Source organism: Bacillus sp. J41TS8 (genome assembly GCF_018333035.1).
In the GTDB taxonomy this organism is placed as follows: Bacteria; Bacillota; Bacilli; order Bacillales; family Bacillaceae; genus Bacillus; species Bacillus paralicheniformis.
Map to the genome: position 1 here is coordinate 302,335 of NZ_BORF01000003.1, position 10,831 is coordinate 313,165.

Genomic DNA, 10,831 nt, shown 5'->3' on the forward strand with positions numbered 1-10,831 from the left:
CCTTTTTAGAAAAAAATGAAGACATCCCGGTCCTTTTCTTTTGGCTGAATCGCTGTTCCTTCCTGAAGCGCTTCCGCTGCGCCGTTTATGACTGAAGTGACAGAAAGACCGCGGATGAGCAGCTTCCATTTCTTTTGGACGCCTGCTGTTTTCACGGTAATCGTATTTTCATGCCGCGAAGCTCTGACTGTCATTGCTTCGCACTTTTCATTGTAAATCGTCTGTTCGGCTGTGCAGCCGTCTTTTAATTGGTAAAGGCAGAACGTCACATCGTCGAGATAGTCATAATCAGGTCGCCCGGATTCCTGCCCGAGCGGCAGCAGCGTGTTTTCCCTGACAAACAGGGGAAGCCCCATATACCCGTACTGTTCTTCTTTCCATTCTCCGCCTTCCGTCTCTTTTCCCGTCAAAAGGTGTGTCCAGGTGCCTTTTGGCAAATAATAACGGACAGCGCCGTTTTCCTGAAAAACGGGAGCGACGAGGAGCCTTCCGCCGAGCATGTACTGTCTGTCAAGCCAGTGGCAAGTGTTGTCCCCGGGAAATTCGAGGAGCATCGCCCGCATCATCGGAATGCCTTCATCATGCGCTTCATGCGCGGCGGCGTACAAATAAGGCATCAGCCTGTGCTTCAGTTTGACAAAATACCGCATGACATCGGCCGCTTCTTCGTCAAACAGCCACGGAACGCGATATGATTCGCTCCCGTGCAGGCGGCTGTGCGTCGACAAGAGGCCGAATGCGGTCCAGCGCTTATACAAATCGGCTGTTGCCGTGCTTTCAAATCCGCCGATATCGTGGCTCCAGAAGCCGAAGCCTGAAAGGGAAAGCGACAGGCCGCCGCGAAGGCTTTCAGCCATTGAATCATAGCTGGCAAAACAATCCCCGCCCCAGTGTACGGGAAATTGCTGGCCTCCGGCCGTCGCCGACCTTGCAAACACGACCGCTTCCCGTTCGCCGCGCTTTTGCTTCAACAGGTCAAATACGGTTTTGTTGTATAAAAAAGAATAATAATTGTGCATTCTGTCGGGGTCTGATCCGTCAAAGTAAACCGCGTCTCTCGGAATCCGTTCTCCGAAATCGGTCTTGAAACAGTCGACGCCCATGTCGAGCAGGCTTTCAAGTTTTGAACAATACCAGTCACGCGCTTTTCGATTGGTGAAGTCGACGATTGCCATGCCGGCCTGCCACCGGTCCCACTGCCACACATCCCCCCGGCTGTTTTTTAAAAAGTAGCCGTTTTCTTTTCCTTCCTGAAAAAGCTTCGATTTTTGGGCGATGTAAGGGTTGATCCAGACGCATATTTTCAACCCCTTATCTTTCAGGCGGCTGAGCATAGCTTCAGGCTGCTTAAAATATCGTTCATCCCATTCGAAATTGCACCATTCAAATTCTTTCATCCAGAAGCAGTCAAAATGAAACACGCTGAGCGGGATGCCGCGTTCGGTCATCCCGTCGATGAAACGTGTCACGGTTTCCTCAGAATAGTCGGTTGTAAACGATGTGGACAGCCAGAGGCCGAAAGACCAGGCCGGGGGAAGCGCCGGTTTTCCCGTTAACGACGCATAGCGTTTCAAAACATCCTTCGGTTCAGCACCGCTAATGATAAAATAGTCAAGCGTTTCCCCTTCGACCGAAAACTGCGCTTTGGATACGACTTCAGAACCGATTTCATACGAAACGAGCTCGGGATGATTGACAAAAACACCGTACCCTTTGTTTGACAAATAGAACGGCACATTTTTATACGCCTGCTCCGTGCTTGTGCCGCCGTCCTGATTCCAGATGTCTACGGTTTGGCCGTTTTTCACGAATGCCGTAAAACGCTCGCCGAGACCGTAGATCAATTCGCCGACACCGATGTTTAGCTGTTCCCTCATAAAGGTGCGCCCGTCATTGCTCGTGATATAGGCGAGGCTATTCGATTCGCTTGCGGTCAGGCTCTGTCCATCACGTGAAAATTGGTAGCGCCAACCGCTTTTGCTCACCTCAACGCACAGGCTGCCGCTTTGGAAGGTCAGCGCATCATCTTGTTCGGAGATAACCGGCTCAACGTCTGTCATATCCAGCTGAAACTCGGGCTTGCGAGGCGTTTCCCCTTGAAAATGGGACACTTGCACACGGATCACGTCTTCAAGAGGACTCGAAAATCTGACGGTGAGCATGCGGGTGTCCAGCGTGTCCCCGCGCTTTTGAACCGCTTTGACAGGCCCGTATACAGTCAATGATTGCTGATCAATCATTCGGTCGTAGGCTTCTTTTGGCGTGTTGATGTGATATCCTTCGCGCGTCAGCCAGTAGCCGTCTGAAAATTTCATGATCGAAAACACCCTTTCTATTTTTACTTGATGGATCCGCTGATCAGACCTTTAACAAGCTGCTTTTGAAGCAGTATAAAAATGATGATGACAGGCAAAACCGATAAAACGGCAAATGCCATCAGATCATTCCACTGGATTCCGTATTGGCTGATCACATTGTAAATGCCGGCCGTCAGCGGCCACAGCTCCTGATTTCGGTTGAATGTCATGCTGTAAATCAAATCTCCCCATGCGAAAAAGAAGGAAACCGCTCCGCTGACGGCAATCCCGGGTACGCTGATAGGCAAAATAATGCGGATGAATGCGGTAAAACGGCTGCAGCCGTCGATTTTGGCCGCATCCTCAAGGTCCTTGGGAATCCCGAGAAAAAAAGTTCTGAGCATTAATACCGAAAAAGGAACGCCGAGCGTTGCTCCCGTCAAAATCGGTCCGATATACGTGTTTAATATGTTCAGCTGATTAAAGGCGATAAACAGCGGAGTCAAAACAACGGTGGCAGGCAGCATTTGCGTGATGAGAAACAGTAAAATGAACATTTTTTTGCCCTTGATCCGAAAGCGCGCCAAGCCGTAGGCGGAAGGAACGGCCAATATGAGAACGATGGCGGCAGCCGCCCCGGAAATCAGCAGGCTGTTCAAAAAGTATCCGGCGATGCCTGAAGTGAACACAGCTTCGAAGCCGGCCGTCCGGAATGTCTCGGGCCACAATAAAGGTGGTGTTTTAAACAATTCTGCCTCGCTTTTGAAAGCTGTGGCGATCATCCAATAAACGGGGAATAAAAAGCCGGCCGTAACGAGGACGCCAATAATGTTAAAGAGCCATTCCTTTTGCTTCGTTTTCATGACATCACCTCATCTTTTTTGATCAGCCGCAAATAGACAAGACTGACCAAAAGAAGAATGAAAAACAGGACATTGGCGCTTGCTGCGCCCATGCTGAATTGAAATTCGTCAAAGGAGTAGCGGTAGCTGACGGTTGACAGGACTTCAGTGGCGTGCACGGGGCCGCCTCCAGTCATCACAAACACAAGGTCGAACACTTTGAACGTATAAATGAAGCCGAGCATCATGACGACGGTGATCACCGGCCGCAATAAGGGTAGGGTCAGATGAATGAATTTCTGAAAAGCATTGGCGCCGTCAAGGCTTGCGCTTTCATAGACGTCTTCCGGAAGGGAGCTGAGACCGGCGGATATGAGCAGCATATTAAAGGGAATGCCGACCCAGATGTTGGCGATAATAACGGACCAGATGGCAATCTTCGGATCTGACAGCCAGGGGATTGGATTGTCGATCATTCCCCATGATATGAGCAGCTGATTGAACACGCCTTCATTTGAAGCCATCATAAACTTGAATAAAAGCGCCGTAACCGTCAGCGGAATGAGCCAGCTCACCATCATCAATCCCCTGAGAAACGGGGCAAGCCGAAATTTCATGCTGAAAAACAAAGCGAGCAAAAAGCCGATTGCAAACTGAAAAACGACGCTTCCAGCCGTGTAGAGCAGCGTGTTTTTTAAAGATGCCCAAAATACTTTATCCTGGGCAAGCCGCTGATAATTGTCGATTCCTATAAAGCTGATATCCTTTGATGCTATATTTGCAAGCGACACGTTTTGAAAGCTGAGAATTATGTTGTAGATGAGAGGATAACCGATAAGGGCAAGCATAAAAAGAACGGCCGGGAACAAATAGAAGCACCCTTCCCATTTACGAATGATGGCTTTGATCATGTCAAAACTCCTTCGTGCGCTTAAAGCTAGTTTAAGGCGTTGATTTTTTGTGCGGCCTCATCCAGCGCTTCTTTCGGCGTTTTGCTTTCGCTCAATGCTTCCTGCAGGGCCGTCTGTAAAGCTTCCGAAATTTTCGGCCAGTTTTTCGAAGGGCCGCGGGCTGATGCAATCTCCATGATTGGAATAAAGGCTTTTAAATTGTCATCTGTTTTCCAATGACTTGATGATTCGAGCAAATCCTTACGCGGCGGGAATACACCTGTTTCCGCTGTCAGTGTTTCGAGCCGCTCCGGATCGATCAGCCAAGTGATGAAATCCCAGGCGCCGTCGGTGTTTTTTCCTTTAACGACTGCCATATTTTCCCCGCCAAGGGCGGAAGCGAATGTTTGATCCTTCGGGATGAAGGTAATCCCGTAATGTAAGTGACCGGCTTCTTTCAGCCGTTCAATATTCCAGGAGCCGTTGATCATCATAGCGAGCTGACCTGCTGCAAACTGTCTGGCCAGATCATCCTGGGTGGCGTTTAACACTTCCTTGCTCATTGCGCCTTCTTTGACCAGATCCGTTAAAAACTGCAGGGAAGAGGCTGCTTCTTTTGAATGCAGCTGTTTTAAATCTGCTCCGGAAGACAAAAGGAACGGATAAAATTGAAAAGCGCTTTCCTCTGATTTGACGGCTGACAGGGCAAATCCTTTCGTTTGGCCTTTGCTCGTTTTTTTCGCTGCTTTTTTCAGCTCGCTCCACGTTTCAGGCGGCTTGGAAATCCCTGCATCCTTCAAGAGGTCTTTGTTGTAAAACAAAGCAAGCGCATTGCTTGCGAAAGGGATGCCGTAGTACTTCTCTTCATATACGGCTGATGAGAGCGGCCCCTCATAATACCGGTCAGCCTGCCCCCATTGCTCGACTTTCTCTGTTAAATCTTCGAGCACGCCCATGGCGGCGAATGAGGCATTGTCGACATTGTCAAGGAAAACGGCGTCAGGCATGGCATTGCCGGCTGCTCCGACAGACAGCTGCTTTTTCACTTCATTAAAAGGAATGTACTCTGTTACGACTTTGTACCGATCCTGAGACCGATTGTACTGGTCGACAAGTTCATGATAAAGTTCCTGCTGTCTGCCGGTGAAATAATCCCAGACTTTGATTTCTTCCGCATGCTTTGCGCCGGCGTTGGTGCCACTTTTGCAGCCTGCGGAAAAAACGAGAAGAAGGGCGAGGCAGATGATCATCAGACACGATTTTTTCAAAAACGCTCACTCCTTATGAAAAAAAGCTTGTTAGTTTAATAGCTAAACTAAGTATATTTGGGCATCGCTTCTAATATGCCAGCAGAGTTTCGCAGGCGCGAAAGCAGGGTAAAACGCGGAAACAGTCCGGTGCGTATGATAACAAAGATCGATTGACACATTTTTCGAATGAAGCATATAATAAGGATAAATAATATATGCGTATATGCTCATATATAAAATAAAGCCCGGCGCTGAAAAAGAAAGGTGAGAGAGATGGAAAAGGTGAAGCAGGAATACATGTTAAACGGTCTCGACTGCGGCAATTGCGCACAAAAAATTGAGCATGAGATAGCCGGTATGAAAGGGATTGAAGCGTGTTCAGTCAATTTTGCAACAAGCACGCTGACTGTCAAAGTCGACCAAAACAGCGGCGAAGACATTTCTTCAAAAATAAAGAAAAAAGTAACCGAGATCGAACCGCACGTCAACGTGAAGTTGAAGGAAGGGACAAAACAGGCTCCATCCGAAGGTGATGGCCGGTTTAAAAAAACGATCGCAAGACTGGCTGCAGGCACCGTTCTCGGCGCAGCAGGCTTTCTGCTTCCCGGCGGTACCGCAGCTGAGTGGATTCTCTTTTTCCTTGCTTACCTCATCATCGGCGGTGATGTCGTATTAAGAGCCGTCAAAAACATCTTTCGCGGCCGGGTTTTTGATGAGCACTTTTTAATGACGATCGCCACTCTGGGTGCATTTATCATTCAGCAGTATCCCGAGGGCGTGGCGGTTATGCTGTTCTATCAAGTAGGCGAGCTGTTCCAGGGAGCCGCGGTCAGCCGCTCCAGGAAATCGATCAGCGATTTGATGGACATCCGTCCCGATTATGCCAATCTTCAAACGGAAGGCGGTACGGTCAAAGTATCTCCCGATGAGGTTAAAGCGGGCGATATCATCATCGTCAAGCCAGGAGAGAAAGTCCCGCTTGACGGCAAAGTGCGAGCGGGCAAATCGCTTGTCGATACGTCCGCATTAACCGGGGAATCCGTTCCACGAGAAGCCGCACCCGGCGAAGAGGTGCTGAGCGGATTTGTCAACAAAAACGGCGTGCTTGAAGTGAAAGTGGACAAAGAATACAGTGAATCAACCGTTTCAAAGATTCTTGACCTCGTCCAGAATGCCAGCAGCAGAAAAGCGAAAACAGAGAACTTTATCACCAAATTCGCCAAGTACTACACGCCTTTTGTTGTCATAGTCGCGCTTCTTCTCGCTTTTGTCCCGCCGCTGATCATTTCCGGAGCCGCGCTGTCGGATTGGGTGTACCGGGCCCTCGTCTTTTTGGTCATTTCTTGTCCGTGCGCACTTGTCGTTTCCATTCCGCTCGGCTTTTTCGGCGGCATCGGAGCGGCGTCAAAAGCAGGTATACTCGTAAAAGGCGGCAATTATTTAGAAGCGCTCAATGATGTCAAATATGCCGTTTTTGACAAAACAGGCACATTAACAAAAGGCGAATTTGCCGTTGTTAAGCTGTCGCCGGCAGGCCGTGTCAAAGAAGAGGAACTGCTTGAATATGCGGCGCTTGCCGAACATTTCTCAGGCCACCCGATCGCCGAGTCGATCCGTGAAGCATACGGGAAGGAAGTCCAAGCGGATCGCATCAAAGATTACAGCGAGACGGCCGGCTTCGGCGTCAGAGCGGTTGTAGACGGAGCCGTCATTTTGGCCGGCAATGCCAAGCTCATGAAGAAATTCGGCATACAGTATCAAGAGGAAAGCGAAATCGGTACCGTTGTTTATGTAGCCGCCGGCGATACGTTTATCGGCTCGATTGTTATCGCAGACGAAATCAAAGAGGATGCCAAGCGTGCGATCTCTGCTTTGAAAAAAGCGGGGATTAAAAAAACGGTGATGCTGACGGGTGACGCGAAAGAAACCGGCGAGGCGGTCGGCGCGGAACTGTCCATTGATGAAGTGCATGCGGAGCTTCTTCCACAGCACAAGGTGGACCGCATTGAAGCATTTGACAAGCAAAAGCTTCCAAAAGAAAAGCTGCTTTTCGCAGGAGACGGCATCAACGATACGCCGGTCTTGGCGAGAGCGGATATCGGGGTTGCCATGGGAGGCCTTGGCTCTGATGCGGCAGTCGAAGCGGCTGATATTGTGATCATGACGGACCAGCCTTCAAAAATTGCGGAAGCCATCAGCATTGCCAAGCGGACGAGGGCGATTGTCTGGCAGAATATTATCTTTGCGCTCGGCGTTAAAAGTGTTTTTCTCATCTTGGGTGCTTTCGGCATCGCAACGATGTGGGAAGCCGTCTTTTCAGACGTCGGTGTTACCCTTTTAGCCGTTTTAAATGCGATGAGGGTTTTAAAAGTGAAAGAAATGTAACTTTTTTACCACCTAATGAACTGGAAATTCCTTTTTTAGCATCTTCACGAATGCGGCTTGTCTTGTTAAAATGAAAGAGGTTATCAAACTGGCATACTAAAAAATAAGAATAATGAGGTGTCTAAGTGAAGAAGAAACAGCAGTCACCGATGAAATTTGCAGTGATTATGACAGTCGTGGTCGTTTTTCTGATTGGCGCACTTGTCGTACTCAACAATCAAACCCAAAATGCTTCGCAAACCTTTGATGACAAGCCTTCAACTGAAGGGCAGCCGCTTCTTGGCAACAAAGATGCGACTGTAACGATCACAGAATTCGGAGATTACAAATGTCCAAGCTGCAAACAGTGGACTGAGACCGTCTTTCCGGATTTGAAAAAGGATTACATCGATAAAGATCAAGTTAATTTTTCATATATTAACTTCGTCAATGAACAGCACGGCAGAGGCTCTGAATTGAGCGCCCTCGCTTCCGAGCAAGTATGGAAGGAAGATCCGGCTTCATTCTGGAAATTCCATGAAGCACTGTACAAAGCGCAGCCTGACAATGACACGATGGAAAACGAGTGGGCGACGCCGGCAAAATTGGCAGACATCACGGAAGCGAATACGAAAATCAAACGCGATAAGCTCATCAGCAGCTTAAATGACAAAACGTTCTCTGAGCAATTAAAAACGGACAATTCGCTCATCAGCAAATACAGTGTAGACTCGACGCCGACGATCTTTGTCAACGACGTAAAAATCGACAAACCGTTTGATTATGACAAAATCAAAGAAACGATCGCCAAAGAGCTGAAAGGCCAGTCTGATGAAAAATAAACTGCTTTTTCTGTACGGCGCCTGGATCGTCTCATTAACGGCGACACTAGGCAGCCTGTACTTCAGCGAAATCCGTAAATTCATTCCTTGCGAACTGTGCTGGTATCAGCGGATTATGATGTATCCGCTCGTGCTGATCCTTGGAATTGCGACATTTCAGGGCGATGCCCGCGTGAAAAAATACGTGCTGCCGATGGCGGTGATCGGCGCAGGCATTTCCCTGATGCATTACATGGAACAAAAAATTCCCGGATTCAACGGTATTAAACCGTGTGTCACAGGAGTGCCTTGCTCAGGGCAGTATATCAATTGGTTCGGTTTCATCACGATTCCGTTTCTCGCCCTTATCGCATTTATTTTGATTATCATTTTTATGTGCTTTCTCAAGGGGAAAGACGAGTAAAAAGAGCATTGTCTGACAATGCTCTTTTTTTTTTACATGTTCAACAAAATGAATGCTATAATATTTGGAAATTATTAAATGGATAAGGATGATGAGGATGGAATTTAAGATTCGTAAAATGAAAAAGAAAGACATCCGACAAGTGCAGCAGATTGCCAAAACAAGCTGGAATCACACTTATGAAGGGATAATCCCTTTCGATATTCAAGAGAAATTCTTAGAGAAAGCGTACAATGATGAGATAATGCAGCAGCGTTTGGAACACTCGTTAATGCTCGTTTCAGAAGCGGACGGAAAAATCGTCGGCTTTGTTAACTACTCATTTGTAAGAGAAGGAGGGGAGGCCTATCTCGCTGCCATTTATTTAGCCCCGGAATACCAAGGAAAAGGCATCGGAACCGCATTATTGGAAGAGGGGCTAAAACATTTGGAGGGAGTAAAAAAGATCTTTGTAGAGGTTGAAACAGAAAACCGTACCGGAAAAAACTTTTACAAGGCGAAGGGTTTTGAGGATGTCTCCGAATATGATGAAGAATTTGAAGGGCATATCCTCAAAACGGTCCGAATGGCCTTGCGCGTATAATGCCCGCTTTCACTTCGTGACTTGGACATAGTAGTATAACAAGACCGCCATAATGAAGGCGATGGCTATTGTAAGCAATTTATGTTTTGTCTTTTTCAGCATACCGGGCCACTCCTTTCCAAATGTTTTGCTTTCTCAATCACGTCTTTAATGAATGATTCTTTTCCTTCTGTGTACGAGGTGCGGTCATATGGAAAGCGCCGCGCCAAGGTTTTTTTCAATGTTTCATATTCTTGCCGCTCGGCGGAGTGCTTTCTTAAATAATTTCGGAATCTCAGCTGGTTTTTCCATTCTTCGCTTTGAAAAACATATACGTGCAGATGGTGTGTGCCCGCCCTCCACATTCCCTTTCGAAAAAAGCGCCTGGCAGGGAAGGCTTCGTGAAATACGTGCTCATAACCGAGCTGCTCAAGCGGTTCGATCCAGGCTGAAGCTTCGCTGAGACTGTTGACGCCGGCCATCAGATCGAGCACCGGTTTTGCCGCAAGACCGGGAACAGAGGTGCTGCCGATATGTTCGATAGCGAGAACTTTTTTTCCGAGGACATCCGTGAGCCGCTGTTTTTCAGCTGCAAATTCCTGAGCCCACCCGGCTTTCGCTTTTTCGATGATGATCTCCTGTTCCATGTTTCCACCCCTTTAAAAACGTCTTTTTATATTATAAGATATTTTGATTCAGAGAGGGTTGATTTAAAGGTTGGAGAAGTTATAAAATCAAAAAGATTGAAGTTTAGTATGGAGGACACCTTAGATGGCTTGGGAAGTGTTGAGCATCATCGGCACCGTCGCTTTTGCGATCAGCGGAGCGATCGTTGCAATGGAAGAAGAATATGATATTTTAGGAGTTTATATATTGGGGATTGTGACGGCGTTCGGCGGAGGGGCGATCAGAAACCTGCTCATCGGAGTTCCGGTGTCCGCCTTGTGGGAGCAGGGGAGCCTGTTTCTAATCGCTCTTGTTTCGATCACGATCGTTTTTTTGTTTCCGAAGCTCCTGTTAAAGCACTGGAGCATCTGGGGGAGCTTTTCAGACGCGATCGGTCTTGCCGCATTTGCGATACAAGGAGCGCTTTATGCCGTTCACATGAACCATCCGGTCAGCGCGGTGATCGTTGCGGCGGTCTTAACAGGAAGCGGCGGCGGAATGATCCGGGATCTTTTGGCCGGAAGAAAGCCGCTCGTGCTGAAAACCGAGATCTACGCCGTTTGGGCCGCTTTGGGCGGATTCATTATCGGCATGGGCTGGGCGGAGAAGCCGCTCACGCTGTATATCCTGTTTGCTTTGCTGGTCGCATGCCGCGTATGTTCGTACATGTTTAACTGGAAGCTGCCGAATCGTTCGCTGCGGTCCCACAGCTGAA

General features: G+C 48.2%; 10 protein-coding genes. 5 read left to right on the forward strand and 5 right to left on the reverse strand.

Going from position 1 to position 10,831, the window contains the following annotated elements; translation table 11 throughout:
• Nucleotides 1-5: 5 nt before the first annotated feature.
• Genes yicI through KI350_RS06795 form a run of 4 tightly spaced genes read right to left on the reverse strand, consistent with a single transcriptional unit; the run spans nucleotide 6 to nucleotide 5,297 of the window.
• Complete coding sequence (gene yicI / locus KI350_RS06780) at nucleotides 6-2,315, reverse strand: alpha-xylosidase (RefSeq protein WP_065644324.1); 2,310 nt, start codon at nucleotides 2,313-2,315, stop codon at nucleotides 6-8.
• A gap of 23 nt (nucleotides 2,316-2,338) precedes the next feature.
• Nucleotides 2,339-3,160, reverse strand: coding sequence for a carbohydrate ABC transporter permease (locus KI350_RS06785; RefSeq protein ID WP_023856275.1), 822 nt, complete (start codon nucleotides 3,158-3,160; stop codon nucleotides 2,339-2,341).
• The gene (locus KI350_RS06790; RefSeq protein WP_025809905.1) at nucleotides 3,157-4,050 is read right to left on the reverse strand and encodes a carbohydrate ABC transporter permease; all 894 of its coding nucleotides are present in this window, start codon (nucleotides 4,048-4,050) and stop codon (nucleotides 3,157-3,159) included. Before KI350_RS06790 ends, KI350_RS06785 begins: the two co-directional genes overlap by 4 nt.
• Nucleotides 4,051-4,076: 26 nt before the next feature.
• The gene (locus KI350_RS06795) at nucleotides 4,077-5,297 is read right to left on the reverse strand and encodes an ABC transporter substrate-binding protein (RefSeq protein WP_025809903.1); all 1,221 of its coding nucleotides are present in this window, start codon (nucleotides 5,295-5,297) and stop codon (nucleotides 4,077-4,079) included.
• 255 nt (nucleotides 5,298-5,552) lie between these two features.
• Here KI350_RS06795 and KI350_RS06800 point away from each other — a divergent pair, with 255 nt between their 5' ends.
• The 4 genes from KI350_RS06800 to KI350_RS06815 all read left to right on the forward strand — a co-directional run bounded on the left by KI350_RS06800 (nucleotide 5,553) and on the right by KI350_RS06815 (nucleotide 9,471).
• On the forward strand, nucleotides 5,553-7,664 hold the full coding sequence (locus KI350_RS06800) for a heavy metal translocating P-type ATPase (RefSeq protein WP_065644325.1): 2,112 nt from the start codon (nucleotides 5,553-5,555) through the stop codon (nucleotides 7,662-7,664).
• A gap of 125 nt (nucleotides 7,665-7,789) precedes the next feature.
• Complete coding sequence (locus KI350_RS06805; protein WP_020452939.1) at nucleotides 7,790-8,485, forward strand: thioredoxin domain-containing protein; 696 nt, start codon at nucleotides 7,790-7,792, stop codon at nucleotides 8,483-8,485.
• On the forward strand, nucleotides 8,475-8,888 hold the full coding sequence (locus KI350_RS06810) for a disulfide oxidoreductase (protein WP_003185211.1): 414 nt from the start codon (nucleotides 8,475-8,477) through the stop codon (nucleotides 8,886-8,888). Before KI350_RS06805 ends, KI350_RS06810 begins: the two co-directional genes overlap by 11 nt.
• Before the next feature lie 97 nt (nucleotides 8,889-8,985).
• Nucleotides 8,986-9,471, forward strand: coding sequence for a GNAT family N-acetyltransferase (locus KI350_RS06815; RefSeq protein WP_020452938.1), 486 nt, complete (start codon nucleotides 8,986-8,988; stop codon nucleotides 9,469-9,471).
• 95 nt (nucleotides 9,472-9,566) lie between these two features.
• Here the strand turns inward: KI350_RS06815 and KI350_RS06820 are convergent, their stop codons facing one another.
• On the reverse strand, nucleotides 9,567-10,097 hold the full coding sequence (locus KI350_RS06820) for a GrpB family protein (RefSeq protein ID WP_020452937.1): 531 nt from the start codon (nucleotides 10,095-10,097) through the stop codon (nucleotides 9,567-9,569).
• Between the two features lie 124 nt (nucleotides 10,098-10,221).
• On the opposite strand from KI350_RS06820, the gene KI350_RS06825 reads away from it, so the two are divergent.
• Nucleotides 10,222-10,830: a trimeric intracellular cation channel family protein gene (locus tag KI350_RS06825; protein ID WP_003185205.1), complete on the forward strand. Its 609-nt coding sequence runs from the start codon at nucleotides 10,222-10,224 to the stop codon at nucleotides 10,828-10,830.
• The last annotated feature ends 1 nt before the right edge of the window (nucleotide 10,831 follow it).

Excerpts from the sequence above, each read along its gene's own strand:
- yicI (WP_065644324.1), bottom strand. The coding sequence starts at position 2,315 with ATGAAATTTTCAGACGGCTACTGGCTGACGCGCGAAGGATATCACATC.
- KI350_RS06785 (WP_023856275.1), bottom strand. The coding sequence starts at position 3,160 with ATGAAAACGAAGCAAAAGGAATGGCTCTTTAACATTATTGGCGTCCTC.
- KI350_RS06790 (WP_025809905.1), bottom strand. The coding sequence starts at position 4,050 with ATGATCAAAGCCATCATTCGTAAATGGGAAGGGTGCTTCTATTTGTTC.
- KI350_RS06800 (WP_065644325.1), top strand. The coding sequence starts at position 5,553 with ATGGAAAAGGTGAAGCAGGAATACATGTTAAACGGTCTCGACTGCGGC.
- KI350_RS06810 (WP_003185211.1), top strand. The coding sequence starts at position 8,475 with ATGAAAAATAAACTGCTTTTTCTGTACGGCGCCTGGATCGTCTCATTA.
- KI350_RS06815 (WP_020452938.1), top strand. The coding sequence starts at position 8,986 with ATGGAATTTAAGATTCGTAAAATGAAAAAGAAAGACATCCGACAAGTG.
- KI350_RS06820 (WP_020452937.1), bottom strand. The coding sequence starts at position 10,097 with ATGGAACAGGAGATCATCATCGAAAAAGCGAAAGCCGGGTGGGCTCAG.
- KI350_RS06825 (WP_003185205.1), top strand. The coding sequence starts at position 10,222 with ATGGCTTGGGAAGTGTTGAGCATCATCGGCACCGTCGCTTTTGCGATC.